A 23,056-nucleotide genomic window follows, 5' to 3' on the forward strand; every position below is an offset into this window, starting at 1 on the left:
CCTTTTCCTAAATCTCTTATTTCTGCACTGTGACTTTTACTTTCTTTTTGTTTTTTATGTATTTACGGATTAAGATAATCTCTACGGCTGCAAGAAGGATTCCGGCAAAAATATCCGCTCCCAAAAGGATCTGACGCCATAATGTCATATGGTATCCGGCATTTTCTTCATTGTAGGCTCTGCTGTTTACAACCGTATATAAAATATTGTGACATGATTTACGCATTGCCTTCACCGATGTTGCACTTTTGGTATCCGTTAATGTCGCATCCGGATGATTCATCGGATTGAGCATACTGTCAACTCCCGAACGGATTGCCATATCTGCATCATAATATCCGTATCCGGCAAACATATCTGTTGAAACAAAACCTTCGAATCCCCATTCATCTCTGAGTACCGTTGCGCAAAGTTCAGAGCTGGCACCAACCCATTTATCTCCGATATAGTTATGAGAAGCCATAACTGCACCTGTATTTCCGTCTTTTACGGCAATTTCGAACGGGCGAAGATATACTTCACGGATTGCCTGTTCATTGATCCATGTACATAACTGATAAATACGATTTGTTTCCTGGTCATTAAATGCAAAGTGCTTGACATAACTGTATACACCGTATTCGGCTGCACCCTGGATTTCTGATGTCGCGATCATTCCCGATAAAATACTGTCTTCAGAATAGTATTCAAAATTACGGCCGCCAAATGCTGTTCTGTGAATGTTCATAGCCGGCGCATACCATCCGGAAACATCCATCTCATCGGCCTGTTTTCCGATGCTTTCTCCCATCTTACGGGCAAGGTCTTTACTCCAGGTATTGGCAAGCATAACTTCTGATGGATATGCACTTCCGGTTGCACCTGTATAGTTGTTATAAATCGTTGCCGGACCATCATTATCTGTAGTCTCTGTTTTTTCAATTGATTCAACGGCAGCTGTCTGATACCCTCCTCCGCTGATAAGTGACATCATATCCTCGATCGTCATCTCGTCAAGAAGATCATCCCATTTCTCATCGTCATAGGATTTTCCTCTCAGATCAGCAAGAACCAGTCCATTATCGGCTCCGGTTACCGGCATTTCATCGCTATCATCATTTCGTGCTTCCAGATCATAATTCGCTGCATTCTGGTAATTTGCCTTTTTCTCCTCGCTCATTGTAAAATTCGAAGGTGCAGCAGTCGCCTTGTCGTAGTTAGCAAAACCATTTTCCCGGCTCAGGTATTCTACATCGTCTCCCTCGGCAAATTCAAACTGTGTGGTTGCTGCTGTTTCATCAGAAGATCTTGGATTGGATTCATTATACACAATCGTATCATCCACGTTGTATTCTGTCTGATCAATAACTGTATGTGCATCTGAACGAATACTGATTTCATAATCACCTTTTTCCAGTACATAAGAACCTGTACCGTCAGTATCAAAGGATGCCATATCTTCTGCATCAATTTCAAATTCAATTTTCTGTGTTTCACCCGGCTCCAATGCGTCGGTCTTTTCAAAGTCGATCAGGTTGACTGCAGATTTTTCTACACCACCGTTTGTGTAAGGTGGATTATAATAAAGCTCTACTACATCTTTTCCCTTCACGTCTCCGGTATTTGTTACTTCAACCGTAACTCTAAATCCATCTTCCGTTGTTTCGAAATCTGAAATTTTCTGGTCGAATGTCGTATAAGACAGACCATATCCAAACGGGTACTGCACTGTTGTATCATAATCAAAATCCATATTTCCCTGCTTGGCTTCTTCGTAGGCAGTTTCATAGAATTTGTATCCGACATAAATACCTTCGGTATAGTTTACAAAATTGACATCCTGAGCCGTTCCGTTTTCATCCCATTTGAATTCGTCCATATTCTCATAAGTAAAATCACCGAAATTATTATAAGATGGTGTCTCTGTCAGATCGTATACATAGGTATCTGCCAATTTACCGGATGGATTTACATCTCCGTTCAGAATGCTTCCCAGGGCTTTGAATCCGCTTTCTCCTGCACCCGGACAGCAAAGTACCGCATCGATCTGTTCATAGTCTTCTACCCATCCAAGTTCCATTGCGTTCGCACCGTTATAAACAATAACGACATTTTCAAAATTATCACACACCAGCTCGACTATGTTACGTTCGGTCTGACTTAATTCAAGATAATGCTGTCCATCCGCAAAATCCTTGTACTCTGTACTATTATCCGCATAAGTATATTTGTCGGATCCGTCCTCATTCTTTGCTCCAAAATCTGTCGGAAGATCTGTTCCTTCTCCTCCGATTCTTGCGATAACTACAACCGCTGTATCGGAAAACTCTTTTGCCTCTTCCAGGATTGAATCTGTGTAATAGTCTGTCGTCGGTTCCGGCAATGTCCAATCTACGCTCGACATGCCTGCTTCCGGTCGATCCTTTGCGTAATCCGTATACATATCGATCAATGTCTGGTTCAGTGTATAACCGCCGGATTTCAGTCCTTCGAGTAGAGAAACACAGTCTGATGTATCAACAGAACCTGATCCTGTTCCACCATAGCATGGGTTTATAGAGGCCCAGCCAAATACATTTAGATTCTTCGTATCTTCTTTTAGTGGAAGCGTTCCGTTATTTTTAGTTAATACAATTCCTTCCTCTGCTATTTCGCTGATCAGGTTCTCTGCTTCTTTTTCAGTATCCTCTTCCACTTCACCTTTTTCCTGTACAACAACATCCAAAAGTGTACTAACCGGTCCCAGGCATATCTGATTAAGCATCACAACGCATACAAGCAGTGTTACAACTACAGTCTGCCCTCTTAACATCACCTTTTTCCCGGATTCAAATTTCCGGCATACAATTCCAAAAATGATAGCTGCAACTAAAACAACTGCAAATGCTGCAAAATAAGGACTGCAATTTTTCAGAACTGTAATCACATCACTTTTCTGCACTTCCAGACCGGCAGCGCTTACCGGAGTTACATACAATGCCAACAATGCACCGATACTGATCAGGCTGCTTACTCCAACTTTTCTTTTCATCGTTTTTCTTTTTTTCTCCCTGTCATTTTTTAGATAGATTTGCTTCTCTATTGGATAAAATCATAGCATAACTTTTCTTTTTTCATCAAAAATGACACGAAAGGAACTTTTACAGCCACAAACGGTTATTGGGCGTAACATCTCTTCTGCATATTTTCTGTCTTTTATTTTTATTTCCTTTTCATCACTGATCCAGGAAACCTGGTCACTAAAAGAAGAGAATTTTTTCGGTGTCTGTATATCATTTCTCCTTAAAACAAACGAGAGCGACCCGCACTTTGCACTATTCTCTTAAATTCATCTGAAAATCCATAAAAAAGCGACAGTCTGATTTACATTTTGTATTTCAGGAAACTGCCGCTTCTTTTTCTTCTTTATATATTCCAACCGTAGTTTGTGTTCCGTTTGTTCATCCTTAAAAATGCAGAAAACGCCTGTTCATACTCATAGCCACTCCGGCTTCCATATTGCCGTATTCTGCTCTTATTTTTGTTACTCATCATTTTTCTTCCTTTTCTGCCTTAAAACCAATTGCAAAGTATCCTCTATTTTTTTACTGTCAATGGGTTTTACAATATGTCCATTCATACCGGCATCAAATGCAGTCCCTGATATCATCCTGAAATGCATTCGCTGTCATCGCAATGATTGGTATCTCTTTTGTATCTTTACGGATATATCTGTGATGAAAAGTACTCATGGAAGCTCCGCCTTCAAAGCTAATACCATACTCCTTTGCATTTTTCTATTTTACAGGGTCAAAATATCCAATGATTCCAATGTATCCATCCTTCTTTAAAGGCGACCACAATGTATGCAATTTCATTCTGTACATCTGACTGTTATTTTCCACCGTCGCTTTTATCGTGGCAGATATTTCTTTATTTTGTATAGATGTCTGATGTAATAAAACACGAATATATTGAACATCTTCTTCATTTACTCCAAATTCTTTAAACAAATTGAAATTCGGATTATCTCTCTGACATAATATCTGATGTTCTCCATTTAATATAGTTAATTGACCTGAAATTGCATTGTAATCAATCGAATTCATGCCACTGTTCGATTTGAAGAAATCGATTTTTTCCTGCATGACCTTGACAACACTCTGTGAATAATTTTGATTCGGTAAAGCTCTGTCGCTGAGTATTTCATTCGAAAGTCTCTGTATTTCATGGTAATATTTATTATCATCCATCTCTTTATCAAGCATTTTTGAAAACTGACGACTCAGTTCTTTCAGACACTTAAGGAGGATTGGATTAAATTGCCCACATTGCCCATCCAGGATCATTTGAATCGCTGTGTCATGATCAAATGCTTTTGGTTCGCATAGAGCCCTAAAGTGTTTTGGACTCTTTTCTTTACAATCACAGAATCAAACGGTCGTGTGATATAATCCGTGATTCCCAGCTCATATGCCTTACGCATAGTATCAACGGCATCTTCTGAAGATATCATAATCACAGGAGTTTCATCCAGACACTGACTTTGTTTCATCAGTTTCAGAACTTCAAAACCATTCATCTGTGGCATATTGATATCTAAAAGCATCAGATCAATCCCCGGATTATCTGCTGTCATCTGAATCGCCTGATTTCCATTTTCAGCTTCCAGATAATTATAAGTTTCCCCCAGAATCTCCTTCAATATATCCCTGTTGAGCTTTGCATCATCAACAATCAGTATTCTTTGCCTTTTATCCGTATTTTTCATCATCCAACTAGTTTATAAATTATTTTTATCAGTAATTCCACATCAACAGGCTTAGCAACATGTTCATCCATCCCTGCTTCTTTTGCTCTTATTCTGTCCTCCGTGAACGCGTTTGCTGTCATTGCAATGATCGGTACCTCCTTTGCATCCTCTCTGTCCAGAGACCTGATCATCTTTGCGGCTTCATAACCATTCATGACCGGCATCATAATGTCCATAAGAATGACATCAAATTCACCAGGTTCACTTTTTTTGAATACTTCAACAGCTTCCTGTCCATTCCATGCTTTTGACACGTCAGCGCCTTCATTCTGGAGCACAAATTCGGCGATTTCCATATTCAGCTCATTATCTTCCACCAGAAGAATATGCAGTCCCTTTATAGATTTTTCGGATACATCTTTCTGTTCTTCACGTTTATCCGCATCCGGATCTAGTTTAAATGGAACCCGGATCACAAATGTCGTCCCTACGCTTTTTTCACTTTCAAAAGTAATCGTTCCCCCCATTTTCTCGACCAGTTTCTTTGTAATCGGCATTCCCAGACCTGTTCCTGCAAATTTTGTGCGGCTTCCGGTATGCTCCTGTGCAAATGGTTCAAAAATATGCTTCTGAAACTCATCTGTCATTCCGATTCCAGTATCCCGGCAGACAAATTCTATTATCGGCATTTCCGGCTGTTCGGATGGAATTTCCCTGCAGCTGATATAAATCTGCCCGTTTGCTCTGTTATATTTCACCGCATTCGACAGGATATTCATCATCACACGTTTCACATACCTCGGGCTTCCAATAAGAGCACGGTGTTTGATTTCTTTTTTCTCCCATACAATTCGGATATTCTGTTCTGCAGCAATCTGTTCAATCACAACAAGCACTTCCTCAAAAATTTTGCTCAGATTAAATGGACTCTCTTCCAGAACAACTTCACCAGACTCCAGCTTACTCATATCCAGAACATCATTTACCAGTTCCAGCAACAGATTGGATGCCTCTTTGATCTTTGCTCTGTATTCTGTCTGTTTCTCCATGTCGTCTGCATAATGCTCTGCCATATCAATCATACCGCAGATTCCATTGATCGGAGTCCGGATATCATGGCTCATCCGCTGTAGAAACTCTGTCTTTGCCTCATTGGCTGCTTCTGCCTTTTTTGCTGCTATCAGAAGTTCTGCTTTGTATTTTTCATCTTTTTCCATCTCCTGTTTCTGATGTGCCTGATTAGTTCTGTATCCCCAGAATAAGAACATACCGAATATCAGTAAATAAAGAAAAATAACGCTTATCACACTTAATGGAAGGTTATGAAATACTTCCGTATCCGGAAGATACGCATAAATATAATAATCCCGCTGCTTCAGCATGATTCCGTAACATCCGGTCCCTTTATTCTTCAAATGGAAAATGTGCTGACTGTCTGTATGCTTTTTCATTGCCTGAACCACCTCATTGCCGGCGGTGTTCTGCCACAGAAGTTTCTCATCATTGCTGGCAACAACGATTCCCTCATCTGCAACAATAATCGTTCCATCTTTCTGGATACTATAACCATTTAAAAGTCCCTGTATCGTCAACGTATAGTTTCTGGCAAATTCAGGAGATGTGTAATAATAGGTCGCAACGATACCTGGTGCATCTTTTCTGGCGCAGGCTGCAATGTCAATATGTGATCCGTCTTTCCTGTTAAACCGTTCTGAATAAGTTCTTTCTTCATATCCGGCAAAATCCATGATAATGTCTTTTTGCAGATACGCCGTAATCTCACCTGTCAGAGACTCATCCGTACTGTATTCGCAATCCGTCTTTCCCTCAGCATCCAGTACAATGACACCATCCACCCAGAGAGTCTGCAGATTTTCTTTCAGAAAATCCCGGCTTAGCTGACCGCCGTTTTCTATTTCCGTATCGATATTCGTGCTCATCTGTCTGGCACTTTCAATGGCACGGAGAAGACTTTTGGATTCCGAAGATTCATTATAATGGGTGTAGGTGGAACACTGCACTTTCACATAGTTTACAATCTCCACCATTCTTTTCTCTGCTTCTGCTTTTTCTGCGTGGAAGAAATAAAGCAGAGAGACTACTGCCACACAGATTCCAATCAGACAGCCGAACAGCCGGATTCGTTTTTCTTTTTTCTTTCTCTTAATATCCAAGATCATCCACCTCCAGATACTTCTGGGGATCGTCCAGATATTTTTCAATGATTTTCAGGGATGTGCCATCCTGACGCATCTCCTCCAGTGTCTGATCCATCTGCTCACAGATTCCTCTGTCATCATCTTTTGCAAAAGCGACACCGATTCCGGTGATCATCAGAGGTTCTTCCAGAATACGGAAGCTTGCATCATAATCCTTCATATACTGAACGATAGATTCCTCGTGTGCTGCAACTGCATCTACATATCCTTTCCCCAGAAACGTATAGATCAGCTCCCTGTGTCCCAGACTGATCAGATTGCCCAGCTTTGGAATTCTCTCATCCGTCCGGTTCAGAAAGATTCCTTCCGGTTTGGTTGTGGACTGAACAGCCAGGTTCTTACCCTCCAGGTCACTCAGTTTATAAATATCACTGTTCGCATTTACAGCGACCACCTGACGGCTTGCTATGTACGGTCCCGCCCAGCGGTAATCATCAAGACGCCCTTCCATGGAAAAACAGCCCATGATACAGTCAATCTCTCCGCTCTCCAGCAGTTCTTTTTTCTTCTCCCAGTTGATCTGGACAACCTCCAACTGATATCCCATTCTTTTAAAAGCTTCCGCAGCCAGTTCTACATCGATTCCCGTCGGTACACCATCCTCATTCAGATAATTGTATGGTGGATAGCTGTCGCTGCCGAGGGTAATCACAGGCTTTTTGTTTTCTTCTTTCGTGTTATCTGTGTTTTTACACCCTGCCAGGGTGACCGCTAAAATTCCCGCAAGCAGAATGCCTGCAATCATTCTTTTTCCTTTCATTTTCTATCTATCCCTAACTATCCTTTTCGATTCTTTTATGTACGGTTACTTTCCATTTGTCATTGTTCAGTGACCTGCGGTTCGGTACCCCCCCCGGATTTTATACTTCTGATTGTCTTTTCCAGTACTTTCATCTCAACCGGTTTTGAAACATGTGCATTCATACCGGCTGCCAGAGAATGCTGAATGTCCTCTGAGAATGCATTGGCAGTCATGGCAATGATCGGAATCGTCCTTGCCAGTTCATGGGAACTTCTGCGGATTGCCTTCGTTGCCTCATAACCATTCATAACAGGCATCTGCACATCCATCAGGATCATGTCGTAATCACCTGGAACAGACTGTTCAAATGCTTTCAAAATCTCTTCACCATTTTCACAGATGGTACATTTTGCACCTTCAATCTTTAACAGTTCCGTCAGAATTTCTGCGTTCAGCTCATTATCCTCTGCGCACAGGAACCTCATTCCCTGCAGGATATTACCATCCTGCTCATCTGTTTCTTCTTGTGCTGCCAGAGCAACGGTTCTATCCTCTGCAATTTTCAGATCTATGAGAACCTCAAAACAGCTTCCCTGTCCCAGTTCACTCTCCACATCAATGGTGCCTCCCATTGCCTCAACCAGGTTCTTAGTAATCGCCATTCCCAGTCCGGTTCCCTGTATTTTATTTGTAAGGGAACTTTCCGCACGGGTAAACGCATCAAAAATTGTATCCTTGAAATCAGCCGACATTCCCATACCATTGTCACTGACTAAAAAGCGGTACCTTGCATACGCCCTGGATTTTGTTTCATATTCTTCTACAAGGAACTGAATTTCCCCGCCTTCCTGGGTATACTTCACAGCATTGGAAAGCAGGTTGCTGAAAATCTGCATCAGGTGAACCTGATCCCCATTCACCCACTCATGTTTGATATTGTCATGATTCATTATCATCTTCTGATGTTTGCCCTCTGCCTGTGGCCGGAACATCATCTGGATTTCCTGCATAAATTCCAAAATAGAAAAATCAGAATACTTAAAAACCGTTTTTCCTGCCTCGATCTTACTCATATCCAGAACGTCATTGATAATCCCCAGCAGATGCCGTGCAGAAACATCTATTTTTCTAGCATATTCTCTTACTTTTTCTTCATTTCCTGCATCATGTTCAAGCAATGATGTAATACCGGTAATTGCATTCATTGGTGTACGGATATCATGGGACATATTTGCCAGAAAATCACTTTTGGACTGGCTGGCATAACTGGCTACTTCAAATGCCTGTTCAGCTGCCTGTTTTGCCTGTGTAAGTTCTGTATTGATTGTTTCCAGTTTTGCGTTATTTTCTCTTTCAACCTCAATTGCTTCACTCTGTTTTTTTCTAAGCACTGTTACGATAGCTGTAATTACACAAACTGCTGCAACTACTGCAAACAGAATGATAAACCACATGATCAGGTTCACAAGCCTTACCGTATTCGTTGCTACATATTTTGCCGGCACCAGAAAGATCAGGGTCCATGCTGAACTATCCATTCTTTTTAAAACATAGAAATACTCTGTCCCATCAAGTATCGCATTGGAATAACTTACACCTTTCCCATTTAATTCTTTTTCCGTTTTGTCAAAGGAAGAATCATGAAGATATTCCATCTTCTTTAATACAGAGAACACGTTATGTCCTTTGATCAGTTCTACTTTATTGGTGTTAAACTGTTTAAAGCCATTATCATCAAGAATATAGACGCTGTTATTTTTATCATAGGCATCACAGCCAAAATATTCGTTCAGCTCCTGCATATCCTGATATAAACCATAGTAATTAATAATCTGACCACCTTGAAGCCTGATTGGATGCTCTAATTTCTGTAAGAAAACCATACGGGAATCATTTGTTGTCATAAAATTCGACACGTAGCTGATTTTTTCAGGGCTGTTCTCGAAATGATATGCGTCTCTCACTATTCCCTGGTTTCCTTCTTCTGTATAGTACTTTCCACTGTCATCCACTGCCAACAATGTTATCCTGGAATCTTCAAATTCATATAAATCTGTTATTGTTTTCATATACCGGCTCATATCATCCACAGTCTGTATATCAGCAGATTCTATGAGGTTACATTGTACCTGGACATAATTCCATTTTGTGCCCATAACATCTTCCAGATTCAAAAACATCTGATGGGTAATTTCATCCATCTGGTTCAATCGTTCTTCATAAATAAACTTTTGAATATATGACTGATTCAGGAAAACAAATAAACCGAGCATCACCAAGATCGTAACAATACATCCCAATATAACTTTTTTATATTTATTTATCTTCTCCAATGTACTGTTCTTGCTTAGTTTCATTTCACATCTGCCTCACTCAGTGTTTTAAATTTTGAAAAGTAATCTTTCGCTGCATCCATTCCCACAATACCGCTGTCATTTAATGCAACATCTTCATTTGCTCCGCAAATAACAACCTGATAAGTTTCATCATCTTCAAGTTCTTTATCCTTCACCAGCACATATGGATAGGTGTTGCCTGTACCTGCGGCATCATAACCATCTTCACATAACTTTTTGATATCTTTCCCTGTAATTTTCGCTGTCTGTATTGTGCCATACCAGCTTGTTGGAAGAATCGTACAAATATCAGCTTCTGTAATATCCTGTGCATAAAGCTTTCCATTCACACCCGCTGTATTCTGATCTTTTCCATTACCATGTATCCATTCCCCTAAAGAAATCAGTGCCGCATCACTTTTTGTTGCTTCCATAAAGCTTTTTCCAATCAGTTTTGCACAGCTCTCCTGAGAGATAGTTTCAGTTGTAGTCGTGATAACTTCCGGTTTATTGTTTACCACAGAATCCTGATCCGTATCCAGCTGATCCACAACATCTTCAAGCGTTGCCTGATCCTGAAGGTATTCCAGCATACGATTTCCTGTATTTACCAATGCATTTTCCCACCCTGCATAAATAAGCAGTGCCGTATTTCCAGCATTGATCTCATCAGCAATATCTCCATAATAGGTATCGTCTGCATTCCAGTCTTTAAATGGAAGTAAACTCGATTTCAATTTTGATTCGTCATATACCGCAGTCGTTCCTTCCACGGAAGAAAGAATCTCCATAACTTTTAATGCATCTTCCAGTTTTTGTGGATTCTCCTCTAATTTTTTGCTCAATCCATGATAGCGTGTCACATTCAAAATATATACATTCTGGCTTCCGTCTTCAGAAAGATATGGCATTAATCCAAACCGATCCTTTGTATCATCTGTTTCCCCGATACCATTTTTGCTTCCAAGCAGGAATAACGTATTGCCTTCCATAAATTCATTTCTGGTTTCATCATCGCTCTGGGGATTCTTTTTATTCGTAGTAAACATGCCCAGGTCTTTCCATTTCTGAATATATTCCATGCAATCCATCATGCCCTGTGTATCACGCACATTGGCCTTTCCTGTCAGATAATCCTTTTGCCACTGTTTGCCCTGAAAAGTTCCCAGAAATCCCGTATCCGCAATATTGCACATATATTGAAATCCGTAACCCGGAAATTCGATCTGTGCCAGGCAAAGCTGTACCCCTGCCGCCTTTGCTTCCTCTGCCAGGTTTTCCAGATCAGCAAAGGATTTTGGGAGCTTCCATCCATGTTCTTCTAATAAAGTCTTGTTATAGGTAATGCCTAAACAGCTGTAAGCTGACGGAAGCATGTAAATGGCTCCATCATCTGAGACATCCTGCAGTCTGGATTCTACATAGTTGTCTGTAAAATCATAACTTGAAAGGTCGATCATCTTATCACTCATGTCATTGATGTCTGGATCATAAACTGTCTGTGTACAAATATCGGGAAGATCATCTGCTGCTAACATATTCTGTAAATATTGTGTGGTGTTTGCACCTGAATAGGAAAGAATCTCCAGATTTACTTCCGGATACTTCTCATGTACCAGATCAGCTAATCGATCACACTCTATATAAGGTGCCAGAATAGTGACTGCTTCATGTTCACTCGTCGCATTCTTATTCGTACAGCCCGTAAGACATAACAGCACAGTTACAACAGATACACCTAATATTTTTTTCAATTTCATAACTTTCCTTTTCCTTTCATCTTCTGTGGATAAGTCATTCCTTAAAAAAGCACTGTCAGACAGACAGTGCACCTCATTTTATGCAACTGGCTGCCATTTTACAGGCCCTGTAGCTTTGCGTCCCAGACTTTCATCTGGTTTGCCGATTTCCTTATTATAGCTTTTAAATTTATGCAAAAAACTGGTTTTATTATACTATAGCGTATCTACTGTACGCAAGAAAAACATTACCGTTTTAACGCCCGAAAACAACACATCTTATTATAAGACATGAAAATGCCAGTATCATGGATTCGTTATCTGTAACCCAAATACTGGCATTCAATTAGGAGTATTCAAATATTCTTCTTTCTCTACCGGAATTACTCCATATTTTCTGAACTATTTAATCATTGTATTTTTTCAATCAGTTCTGACAACATTTTAACCGCATTCTCGGCAATTTCCCCCATTGGGGCGTGATAAGTTGTCAGCGGAGGAATCATATGCTTTGTCACAAATATGTCATCAAAGCCAACCACCGATATATCCTGCGGAATCTGCATACCACACTGATTAATTTCACTGTATATGCCAATTGTCATCATATCGATCGTAGCAAAAAAGGCAGTCGGCCGTTCTTGCTTCTCCAAGGCTTCAACGGTACGCTGACATGCTTCGTCAATTGTATCCACATCATAGATAAAGTACCGTTTATAATCCGTGATTCTAAATTCTTCCAGTGCTCTTTTACCATTCCTTCATGAGCAAACCGGTCAACGCCTCCTCCCTGTTTATCTCCCACTCCTGCACTATGACAAAGAGTGAGTTCACAGGGATGTCCGGTATTCAGATAACGTTCCTCCAGCTTCTTCAGAAAAAATGAAGGTTCATTAATTCCTCCACCTCCCGCTGTCAGCCACACGCAAGAACCATCTTCAATTAATTCTGCAGCAGTTTCTGCCGTCATATTTTTATTTTTCCAGCATAATGTATCAAAAATTGCAATGCTAAAATAAGAAACTGTATATAGAACCAGCCACAGATATATGTTTTTTATATGCATAAAATATGCAATGACCAACAGTGCCGCACCAACAAAAGATAGGTTGCAAACATCCACACGATTTTAAAGGACATTACAGGATATTGTGCCTCCTGTATTTGTATACCTTATTGCATTGCTTATAATATTAAGACAGACTTCTGACAGATGCGGTGCATCCATATATACATACGGATACAGAATCTGTTCTGTCAGAGAGAGCGTCTGATTTTTACTTTCTGCCTGTTGTTGGAACATAGTGACACAATTTTCAAAGCTTTCATGGACATTCAAAACAGTGTATTCCATTTCGACCTTATTATTTTCAATTCTTGCAAGATCCAGAACATTACCAAGCATCGACAAAGGTTCTTTTCCGCATATTTGAATTTTTTCAAGGTATCCGCCAAGTTTTTCTGTTTCCGTGAACTACCCATTGTCTAAAGCCAATGGGCTTCCTGCTTCGCAGACCTCGTAACCTACTATCTCCACAGGCGTTAATTCGGACAGTCCCTGTCCTATATTGTTATTCCTTTTATGCTATTTGTCTTAATCCTTCTTCCAGTATATTCTTTGCCGCATTGATATCTCTGTCATGGTTTGTTCCACAGACAGGACATATCCATTCCCTTACTGATAGATTTTTCGTCTCTGTATTTTGGTATCCACAGGCTGAACACAGCTGACTACTAGCATAAAATGTATTTATCTTGATATATTTTCTGCCATTCCACTTTGCCTTATATTCTAACTGTCTTGTAAGCTCATACCATGATACATCACTTATAGACTTTGCCAAATGATGATTTTTTACCATGTTTTTTATCTGCAAATCTTCTGAAACTATCACTTGGTTTTCGCTGATAATCTCAAGGGACATCTTGTGCAGATAATCTTTTCTGGTATTTGTTATTTTTTCATGGCATAATGCTATCTTTTTCTTTGTTTTGTAGTAATTTTGACTTCTTTTCTCTTTATGGGCTAACTGCCTTTGCAGTTTTATCAGTTTCTTTTCGTATTTTCTGATGATTTTTGGATTTTCGTATTTCTTTCCAGCTGAAGTAATACATAACTCCTTAATACCTAAATCTATTCCTGTATTTTGATTTACATGTGGCAGTTCCACATGTTCTGTTTCCACTAAAATTGATACATAATATTTTCCACTCGGAATTTGTGATATCGTTGCCGATTTTATCTGCCCGCTAAAATTTCTATGCAGTTTTGCTTTTACATTTTTTAATTTAGGCAGTTTTACTCTATTTTCCTCGAAATCTACGGCTATATTGCCATTCGTAAATTTTGTTGTATATTACTTATGATTATCGTGTTTTCTCTTAAATTTCGGCTATCCTGCATTTTCCTTAAAAAATTTCTGATATGCAGCATCCATGTTGTAAATCGCATTTGTCAGAGCAAATTTATCCACTTCTTTCAACCATTCATATTCTTTCTTTAATTGTCTGTTGCAGTAATTGTTACAGTCAGTTTTACTAACTGACTTTTTCTCTTTCTCATATACTTCTTTCCGGCATGCCAGTGTCTGATTATATACAAAACGGCAACAGCCAAATGTTTTTGCAATTTGTATTTTCTGCTCATTATTAGGATATATTCTGTATTTATATGCCTTTAACATCCACTGTCACTCTCTTTCTCAACCTTGATTTTCTATATATCTTTTCAGCATTTCTTCCGATACCTTTCCTACACTACATGCAAAATATCCATCTGTCCAAAAGGTATGTTCTTTCCAAAATTGTTTTCGTAAATATTGGGGATATCTTTTCCATATATGGTATGTTGTATAGCTCTTCATCAGGTTTACAATCTTACTAATAGACATTGTTGGTCCTGTCTCTATCATGTAATGAATATGGTCTTTATCCGTTTCCATATATCTGATAATAACACTGTTTCTTTGACATATCTCATATGAATACTGCTTTATATCATCTGATATCTGTCTCGAAACCAGTAATTTCTTCCTATATTTGCAGACGAAAATAATGTGATATTGTAATAGGTATTTGTGTCTGTTTTTAGATTTCCATGTTCCCATGCCATGAGTATACAATAATTTCTGATTTTTTGCTACCTTAACCCACCGTCTAAAGCCAGTGGGATTGCGGTAGCCTTATTTCAAAAATACAAGTTCTATTCCTGTATTATATAAATGCTCATATAATTGGCACCCTTCATCAGCGTTTCTAGCCATTCTGGATACAGAATCAAAAATAATTCTGTCGTTTTTTACAACTAATCTCAATAACCGGTTTAACTCTTTTCGCTCTTGAAATTTCGTTCCTGTAAAAACTTCTTGTACAATTACTGCCTTTGGAGAGTACTCTAAAATATTTCTTATCTGCCTTTCTATATGCTGTTTTTTGGTAGAAATTCTACAATATCCGTAATCCATCTTTCTCCTCCCTTTGCATTTATAGTACTATATTTAACGTTCGTTCTTTTTAATACTATATTATTTTATCACAAATTATATATGTCTTTTTGACTATCTTTTTATATCTTCTTAAATGTCCGCAAAGCCTTATTTTATAGGCTCTACGGGCATTTTGCTTTTGTGGTAAACCTCACATATCTAGGTCTATCTTCTTATATTTTCGCTATCAATCGTGGTTAAAATCGTGGTAACTACTTCTTATGCGATTAGACGCTGAACCTCTGATTTTGCGGTATCTATGGACGCATGAGCGTACCAGTTCATTGTGATACTGATGTTTGAATGTCCCATGATATACTGTAAATCTTTTGGGTTCATGTTCTTGCTAGCCAGCCTTGTGCAGAATGTATGGCGTAGCGTATGCGGTGTGATATGTGGCAAGGGATTATCCTTGTGGTGCTTGTTGTATTTCTTTATCATACGAACAAATAAGGCGTTATAATCAATCGCAACTTTGGGCTTCCCTTTATGATTGACAAACAGAAAATTGCTCCGTCCGTCTATCACAAATGGTTCTGCTTTTGGGTGTTTCTTCATAACCCGTTGAAATGCCTGTATTGTTTCTCTGCTTAATGGCACTTGCCTTATTCCGCTCTTTGTTTTAGGCGTTTCAATATAATAGCCCTGTTCCTTGCTCTTTAATAACTGGTGGTCGATAATCACAACTTCATTCTTGAAATCAATATCGGCTACTGTCAGTCCGCACAGTTCCGAGATACGAAGTCCTGTTTTTAACAGTATCAGCACATCATCATAATGCTTGTGATACACATTGTCCGTCTTAATAAATGACAATAAGGCTTGTTCCTGTTCCTCTGTCAATGCGACTTTCTCTTTGGTATCATTTTCTAGGACTTCATTTAACTTGAAATCAAAAGGGTTCTTCCTTACGCAATCGTCTTGTATGGCGATATAGAATGACGCTTTTAACGAGCGTTTATGGTTGTTAATGGTATTGTAGGAAAAGCCTTTGTCTTTCATGCGTAACGCCCATTCCTTAGCGTCAGAGGGCTTGATTGTATCAATGCTCCTAGCACCTAACTTATCCTCTTTCAATAACCGCATGAGTTGTTCCCGTTGTTTCATTGTGCTTTTCTTCACGTTTGCCCTCTGTGCGTTCTGTTTGGCATAGAGTTGGCAAAGCGTCATTTTCTTGCCTGTGCTGTCGATACCGTCCTCAATATCCCGTCTTATCTGCTGTTCCAGTTCTCGAAGTGAGGGTTTTTCCCGTTTTCCCTTTGGTGTTGGGTCTGTGGGTGTCAATCTCCAAGCATACACATATTTTGTGTTTCCAAATGCGTCTACATATTTATATAAGTATTTCCCGTCTGTTCGTTGGCTCTCTCCAGTATGCAGGATACGTCCTTTACTATCCCGTCTTTTTTCTTTCATGGTGTCTGCTCCTTTCCTTGTTGGAAAGAGCCTTGATATGACTTGTGTTCATCATAACACATACAAGGCTCATTTGCATTAGATTGCGTCCAATTTGTCAATGACCTGTTCAAACTGTCGGCGTTTAATCTGTATGCGGTTGCCATTCATAATGAGCCAGCCAGCGTCCTTGTTTTCCTCTGCCAATCGTCTTAACTTGTTTTCTCCGATACGGAAATACTTTGACGCTTCTTCAATGGTAAGGGTGTATTTTTTCCATACAGGAATATCGTTGTTATTCATCAGATACCCCCTTTCCCATGTTTCGTGTCATACTGGATATAGGGGATAAGGTCGGTGCGGTCTATCCTCTGTAAGTGGGCGGTTAGTTTACTGGAAAGGGAATTGCTGTATCTTGCTTTATCAAGCATAGTTCCCACTTTTTCCAATCCACCTAATGCGTCATGTTCTTCTAAAAAGTAAAAACTTTTGACAGCGGAAATCACGCCACCCTCTGTGAGCCATTGCTGTGTTTCTTCAAGAGAATTATGTAGTTTCGGTACTTGCAGTTTTAAGACTTTCACAGCCCCTAAAAAGCGTTCCCAAAACCGACACGTTTTCCATCTGCTCTTATTACTTTCATTTCTGTTTGGCACGACAAAGCGTAGGTTGCTTGCCAGCAGTCCGAAAGCCAGTTCCCCAAGTTCCAGCGGTCTGTCTTTGAATGTCATGGCAAAAGCATGAGCCTTATCATCACGTAGTTGCATTTCTGTCCGTTTCCAACTGCCGACTTCATCAAGTGTCTTATTATGTTTTGAACAGACTTCCTTATCTTTATCATAAAAGCGGTAGGACAATCCTGATTTACCAGCACCGATATAAACGGTCTTTGCGGTGTCGAAATCATCAAACTTGCTTTCGTCAAAGTGGTAGCCCTCACTATTCGAGATAAATTCCTCTTTTTTGCATTTCTTCTTTATCTGCTCTATGGTAAAGAATGGCTTTTCGTTCTTATCATCAATGGCAATATCCAGTCTTGTGAAATGGAAATTATCCAGTCCGTATCTTCGCTCACAGCGTCGGAACATATCCCCAAAAGTATAATTCCTACTGTCGAGAATACGGAAAATATCATCACAACCTCTGCCAGTCATAACAAGATAACAGCCTAGCCCCTGTGGGTTGTCCTCTGTCTTTCTTGCGTCCCCCGATACATAAATATCTCCAATCTGCCAGCGTGCTTGATACGTCTTGAATTTAACGCTTGCCGGATAGACATTAAAAATATCAGTTGGTAAACCTAAAATGTGCATGATTACATCTTCAGCGGTTACAGTATCAAATACAATGCTGATGTAATCAATCTTAACGGATAAATTTTTGTGTGTAGTTATAGTGCATTTCTCCTTTCGTATGCCCCGTTTTTTTGCGGGGTAAAAATTGTGTTTTTTCCTTTATTTATCACAGTTTCTAGGTACTATGACATGTATACGCAGGGCGGTGTTACATATACGCCCTTTATGAACGCCTAAAGGCGTTCCCTTTCTTCCTGTGTCTGATCCGTTCTTAACGCTCACGAGCCTTGTAAGACTCGTGGCTAAACGGAACAGCCCCAGTCAGAAACCTTATTTTCGGTCTGATAGTCCATGCTTATTCATGCTATCAAAATGAAAATACATCTTTTCTATGCTTACTCAAGCGTGTGATTGACCCTAGCGTGCTTAATCACCCTATCTAATACGATAATAACGCCATTAGAATTACTTGTCAAGAAGTTTTGATTGACTTTTTAATAAATATTAAGTATGATATGCTTATAAACACCGAGAAAAGCAACGAAAGGAGCGGTTATACTAAGTTATGGAACATTACGAAAAGAAAATCAGTTTCTTAGGAGAGAATATACAGACCATAAGAAAACACAGAGGAATGAAACAACAGGAACTTGCGGATAAAATCGGTATCAATATGCAGAGCCTTTCCAAGATTGAACGGGGTGTGAATTATCCTACCTTTGACACATTAGAAAAGATAATGGACGTGCTGGGAGTAACGCCCAATGAATTATTATCAGGAGAATGGAAGTATATTGACCACACCGAACCATATATCATGGATATTATCAAACGGGAACAGGACTTCAATGTTTCCTTAGATTATCTGTCTGAAAATGAATTTTTCAATGATGAAAAAGAATGCAGATTTTACATGGAAACCAAACTCATACAGTATATCCATAACTACATTACCAATGAGGTTACGGAGTTAGAAGAACTTATGGAAATCAAGCAGTTGATACAACGTCAAAAAATAGAACGCATGATGAAAGTACATAAGGAAATGCGAGGGTTAGACCGATACAGAGAACAGCCCAAAGAGTATAAATACCATGACCCTTATGATGACTGGATATTCCGTCAACTTGCGGACATAGACAGCAGAAATAACATTCCCGACACTTCGCCACAGTTAGATTTTGATGAAACGGACTATGAAGATTATCTGAAAGAGAAATGGAACAGAGGTCTTTAATTTTCCTCTTGAATGAAAGATACAGCAAACAAAAAGCCCAGTAAAGAGTGCAAAGCACCACCAATGGTGGCATGGCTCTTGACAGGGCTTTTTCTTTTCTGTGGTTGGTAATCAAGAGGAAGAAAGAAAAAGTGTGTATTTTTCAAGACAGAAAAATGTCAAGGGGGGGGTGTGCTGATTTTTGTTGTGGCGGATATATGGAACTGTTATAATATGGATATGTTTAAATTACGTTATAAGCAAGAATATTCTGCTGATTTGTCAAAAAACATCATTGCAACTGCCAGTTGACATATTTCCATATCTAAATGGTGGCTATGCAACTGATAATATTGCTAAAATTACACCATGAAAGAAAGGAGTGTTAGCTAATGAATATGGCAGACAGAATACAATATTTAAGGAAATCAAAAGGAATATCACAAGAGGAACTTGCGGATAAAGTTGGAGTTTCAAGGCAGGCTGTTTCTAAATGGGAAAGTGAACAAAGTACGCCTGACTTAGAAAAAATAATTATAATGAGTGATTTTTTTGGAGTAACAACTGACTATATACTAAAGGGAATTGAACCAGTAGCAGACAAAGAACAAAAAAATAAAGAGCTTACGAGTAAGGTACTTTATATATCATCAACAGCTTTTGTTGCTATTGGGCTGTTTTGTGCATTTGGTAATTGGTATGCAGAACAAACAATGGAAGCAGTTTGGGGTTCAATGATTATTCAAGCTATAGGGATTGTTGGATATTTTATAGCGAGAATACTATCGTAAGAAAAATCCACCTTTTATGTAAATTGGCTTAATATAATCGGAGTTGCTTTTATGCCTATTTCTATGATTACAGGATATATTTCAGGATTGGTTTTCAAACTAGAAGGGTGGATTGCACCTTATCCGATAGGAATATTTCATACTTTAGTTTTCGTGTTAGTATTCTTTGTAGTTGTGATTGCAAGCTATATTATTCTAAAGAAACAAACAAAATAGTGATTACCTTTATTTTGCAAAAGCAGTTAGTCTTAGGATTGACTGCTTATTAATAAAAGACACCACTTCAATGTGTCAATGGTGTCTTTTTAGTGCTATTTTATCGTCATATCAAGGCTCGTTCAATCGTGGTATATTCGTGGTAAAATGAGTGTTTTTCTATACTTCGAAATGCTTGAAAGTGTAATATTTATAGGGATAATCAAAAATCAGATATAAAGTTATTTTAAATATTATAGTTTCTACAATTTTGGTACTTTTTTTTTACAGATTCTTTTTGGTACTATATATAAGACACATGAGCCACAAAAAACTGACGCATATTTATAGCATTAATTCTAGCAAAATCAATAGTAATTACTTTGACGCAAACTTGTATATATGGTAACATTTAATTGTAAATGTTTAATTATATGTCGATTCAGAAAGGAAGGACGCCTATGAGAAAAGTATTATTGACTTTAGCAACTTTAACACTTTCAGTTTTAATAGGAGGAGACCTAACAATTTATGCTTCTGATATTGAGTCTGAAAATAATGTTATCCAGATTTATGAAAAAAATCTGGAAACAGGAGAAGAAACTAGAGAAAATATCCCCGTTTCAACAGATGAAAATATTTTAAATGCTGAATCATATCAGACAGAAACTATATCACCAAATATAATCATTGGTGAAGATGAATCGGTACAAGTACCTGACATTCTATTATCTACAATGCCTTATTCAGCTATCGGTCGCGTAAGGGCTACTTATTATGACGGTACATCAGCAACTGGAACCGGATTTCTATTTGGTCCAAATGACGTAGCAACTGCTGCTCATGTATTGTATAATAGAAATGGTTCTATAGCAGAAACGGTTTCATTTTGGCTACCTGGAACTGGTGGTCCTGTTGCAACCTATACGGGTACACAATTGGCTATACCAAGCGAATTTATGGACAATAGAGATATTAATTATGATTGGGGTATGTTCCATATTAATTCTAATATCGGAAATACAAATGGATTTTTAGGGTGGACTACTGATATTTCTGTCGACACAACCGTACAAGTAATAGGTTATCCTTCTGACCAAATGATGATGGCAGGAAAACAAGTAAAATCTGTCACATCAACATTAATTAAATATGATGTTGATACTCGACCTGGAAACAGTGGTTCTCCTGTTTTAAATCGATCACTAGATGATCAGATAGTTGCAATACATACTGGTGGAATTGATTCTGAACAATTAAACAGAGGGACGCGTGTAACATCAAGAATGGCCAGTGTTCTCAGTACATATAGAAATGAATAGGTAAAATATGTTCAAACAAATTTCTTCAAAAAAATGGGGATGGTTATTACTTTTTGTGATTATATTTTTTGTGATTATTTTTTATGATAATAATTCCCCCAAAAATAAAGTTATAGAAAATCCAAATTTCGATGCAAAGGTGATTGAAATAAAAGATACTATTATATTAGTTGAGGCATTAAATACCCAAAAAGAAATAATTGTTGGAACAAATCATACCAATAAATCTTTATCTACTGGAGACTTGATTAATATAGAATATGATGGCGAAATTGAAGAATCAAATCCACCTTCAATCACTGCTCTTCGAATAGAAAAATTAGATAATCGAGATTTATTATACTGAAAACCCGACTTCAGGAACACATTAATTATAATACAATCAAGGACAGAATCTTAAAATCAGGATCCGTTCTCGATAACTAATGACATGTCTTATATCAAGTTTTCTGTTTACACAAAACTTGAAACAGTCTCGAGAAAAATTTTTTATAACTTACTACAACTAATACACTCATATTTTTGATTGACACGAGTATATTTTTTAATATGATACTTATGCAATTAATTGTGCAAAAAGCAATCGTCTACCTTTTATCATACATTATTCCGACGATTACTTTTATTAAAAGTATTAAAAGGTTTTAGTTAAGAAACACATATTGAAAAAGCAAACAACATATGCTATAATGCCAGTAGGCAAGAAAGATGAAAGTGCTCATTGTGGCACGCAAAAAGTCCCAGAGTCGTAACCTCCGGGACTTTTTTATTCCGTTATGACAAGGTTGCTTATACCTTAGGCTGACTACCGCCTATTTGTCTCCGTCCAGCCATTTGCAGATGTAGTAGGCGACTACACTTGCCAAGACAGAGAGTAAGAAAGACGAAAATAAACTCATAGTGGCACACCCCCTTCCTCTACCTGTCTAGGGGTGGTAGCATTGTAGATTATAGAACAATACTAATACTGTCACAATACGACTTTTTGTCTAATCTTAAAACAAAAAATTTTCATTATCACGATATGTTCATTTCAGTTGTATAAAATTTACCATGCAGTATCCACATATCACATTGCTTCCCGGTGCTGCATATATCTTTTTCTTACAAATTGGACAATAATATTGTACGGCTTTGTAATCCGGTTTTTCATAGTCTACACACTTTTTTATATTATGCAAAATTTCACCTATGCTTGAATTATTTAATATATCTTTCCATATTATCGTACTGATATCTATTACTTGATATCCACTGCTTTTATTATAATTAACAATCAATCCTTTTTCATTTGCTATCTCTCTGAAAATTTTATTATGATACTGACCTCCTCGGCTAGTATCTTTTTTATTTTGCTTCCAACAATATATATGCACCATTTGATGCATCATTTCTAATACAATATTCTTATCGTTATCTAAACTTTTCTGATTTATATCTATTTGGCATACCTTTTCTTGTTTTGGGTTAGAATAGATTATATTATTATTTTTTATCACAAATTAATTATAACAGAAAGAAGGACCTCAAGGTTTTATAATAAACCCTAGGTCCCTTTTTTTCGGGACTATTCTTGGTGCTAGAATATAAATAGTACAAGTCAAAATGAGAAT

The 23,056-nt window shown here is 38.2% G+C and carries 18 protein-coding genes, 3 pseudogenes and 1 riboswitch; of the genes and pseudogenes, 4 read left to right on the forward strand and 17 right to left on the reverse strand.

Annotated features, from left to right (window positions below; translation table 11 throughout):
* Positions 1-16 precede the first annotated feature (16 nt).
* The 16 genes and pseudogenes from C7E02_RS04435 to C7E02_RS04520 form a co-directional block, all read right to left on the reverse strand.
* Positions 17-3,010: a glycoside hydrolase family 3 protein gene (locus C7E02_RS04435; protein WP_105308896.1), complete on the reverse strand. Its 2,994-nt coding sequence runs from the start codon at positions 3,008-3,010 to the stop codon at positions 17-19.
* 374 nt (positions 3,011-3,384) lie between these two features.
* Positions 3,385-3,510, reverse strand: a complete 126-nt coding sequence (locus C7E02_RS20035; RefSeq protein WP_278336538.1) for a hypothetical protein — start codon at positions 3,508-3,510, stop codon at positions 3,385-3,387.
* 245 nt (positions 3,511-3,755) lie between these two features.
* Positions 3,756-4,729 (reverse strand): annotated as a pseudogene (locus tag C7E02_RS20405) (response regulator).
* Positions 4,729-6,891: an ATP-binding response regulator gene (locus tag C7E02_RS04455; RefSeq protein WP_105308897.1), complete on the reverse strand. Its 2,163-nt coding sequence runs from the start codon at positions 6,889-6,891 to the stop codon at positions 4,729-4,731. Before C7E02_RS04455 ends, C7E02_RS20405 begins: the two are co-directional and overlap by 1 nt.
* Positions 6,875-7,690, reverse strand: coding sequence for a substrate-binding periplasmic protein (locus C7E02_RS04460; RefSeq protein ID WP_105308898.1), 816 nt, complete (start codon positions 7,688-7,690; stop codon positions 6,875-6,877). The genes C7E02_RS04455 and C7E02_RS04460 overlap by 17 nt, the downstream gene beginning before the upstream one ends.
* A gap of 13 nt (positions 7,691-7,703) precedes the next feature.
* Positions 7,704-10,029 (reverse strand): annotated as a pseudogene (locus tag C7E02_RS04465) (ATP-binding protein).
* On the reverse strand, positions 10,026-11,768 hold the full coding sequence (locus C7E02_RS04470) for an extracellular solute-binding protein (protein WP_105308900.1): 1,743 nt from the start codon (positions 11,766-11,768) through the stop codon (positions 10,026-10,028). Before C7E02_RS04470 ends, C7E02_RS04465 begins: the two are co-directional and overlap by 4 nt.
* A 78-nt stretch (positions 11,769-11,846) precedes the next feature.
* A riboswitch (cyclic di-GMP riboswitch) is annotated at positions 11,847-11,922 on the reverse strand.
* Positions 11,923-12,157: 235 nt separating this feature from the next.
* On the reverse strand, positions 12,158-12,442 hold the full coding sequence (locus C7E02_RS04475) for a substrate-binding domain-containing protein (protein WP_242978735.1): 285 nt from the start codon (positions 12,440-12,442) through the stop codon (positions 12,158-12,160).
* Positions 12,352-12,717: a hypothetical protein gene (locus tag C7E02_RS19590; protein ID WP_242978758.1), complete on the reverse strand. Its 366-nt coding sequence runs from the start codon at positions 12,715-12,717 to the stop codon at positions 12,352-12,354. The genes C7E02_RS04475 and C7E02_RS19590 overlap by 91 nt, the downstream gene beginning before the upstream one ends.
* Positions 12,718-12,876: 159 nt before the next feature.
* A complete protein-coding gene (locus C7E02_RS04485) occupies positions 12,877-13,152 on the reverse strand; it encodes a hypothetical protein (RefSeq protein WP_242978736.1) in 276 nt (91 codons plus the stop codon).
* Between the two features lie 175 nt (positions 13,153-13,327).
* Positions 13,328-14,431: pseudogene (gene tnpB / locus C7E02_RS04490) on the reverse strand (IS200/IS605 family element RNA-guided endonuclease TnpB).
* Positions 14,432-14,449: 18 nt separating this feature from the next.
* A complete protein-coding gene (gene tnpA, locus C7E02_RS04495) occupies positions 14,450-14,854 on the reverse strand; it encodes an IS200/IS605 family transposase (RefSeq protein ID WP_105308902.1) in 405 nt (134 codons plus the stop codon).
* Between the two features lie 75 nt (positions 14,855-14,929).
* Complete coding sequence (locus C7E02_RS04500) at positions 14,930-15,211, reverse strand: recombinase family protein (RefSeq protein ID WP_022278603.1); 282 nt, start codon at positions 15,209-15,211, stop codon at positions 14,930-14,932.
* 240 nt (positions 15,212-15,451) lie between these two features.
* A complete protein-coding gene (locus tag C7E02_RS04510; RefSeq protein ID WP_002322217.1) occupies positions 15,452-16,645 on the reverse strand; it encodes a tyrosine-type recombinase/integrase in 1,194 nt (397 codons plus the stop codon).
* A gap of 78 nt (positions 16,646-16,723) precedes the next feature.
* Positions 16,724-16,927 carry an excisionase gene (locus C7E02_RS04515; protein ID WP_002322216.1) on the reverse strand — a complete coding sequence of 68 codons (204 nt, stop codon included), beginning with the start codon at positions 16,925-16,927 and terminating at the stop codon, positions 16,724-16,726.
* Positions 16,927-17,988 carry a replication initiation factor domain-containing protein gene (locus C7E02_RS04520; protein ID WP_278279315.1) on the reverse strand — a complete coding sequence of 354 codons (1,062 nt, stop codon included), beginning with the start codon at positions 17,986-17,988 and terminating at the stop codon, positions 16,927-16,929. Before C7E02_RS04520 ends, C7E02_RS04515 begins: the two co-directional genes overlap by 1 nt.
* Positions 17,989-18,484: 496 nt before the next feature.
* Here C7E02_RS04520 and C7E02_RS04525 point away from each other — a divergent pair, with 496 nt between their 5' ends.
* From C7E02_RS04525 to C7E02_RS04545, 4 genes are all read left to right on the forward strand, one after another.
* Positions 18,485-19,156: a helix-turn-helix domain-containing protein gene (locus tag C7E02_RS04525; protein ID WP_008393244.1), complete on the forward strand. Its 672-nt coding sequence runs from the start codon at positions 18,485-18,487 to the stop codon at positions 19,154-19,156.
* A 371-nt stretch (positions 19,157-19,527) separates the two neighbouring features.
* Complete coding sequence (locus tag C7E02_RS19595) at positions 19,528-19,926, forward strand: helix-turn-helix domain-containing protein (protein ID WP_242978737.1); 399 nt, start codon at positions 19,528-19,530, stop codon at positions 19,924-19,926.
* 656 nt (positions 19,927-20,582) lie between these two features.
* A complete protein-coding gene (locus C7E02_RS04540) occupies positions 20,583-21,443 on the forward strand; it encodes a trypsin-like serine peptidase (protein WP_022278602.1) in 861 nt (286 codons plus the stop codon).
* Between the two features lie 7 nt (positions 21,444-21,450).
* A complete protein-coding gene (locus C7E02_RS04545; protein WP_105308904.1) occupies positions 21,451-21,789 on the forward strand; it encodes a hypothetical protein in 339 nt (112 codons plus the stop codon).
* Between the two features lie 682 nt (positions 21,790-22,471).
* Here the strand turns inward: C7E02_RS04545 and C7E02_RS04555 are convergent.
* A complete protein-coding gene (locus tag C7E02_RS04555; protein WP_105308905.1) occupies positions 22,472-22,942 on the reverse strand; it encodes a hypothetical protein in 471 nt (156 codons plus the stop codon).
* Positions 22,943-23,056 lie beyond the last annotated feature (114 nt).

This window comes from Dorea sp. Marseille-P4042 (genome assembly GCF_900290215.1).
Lineage (GTDB): Bacteria > Bacillota > Clostridia > Lachnospirales > Lachnospiraceae > Dorea > Dorea formicigenerans.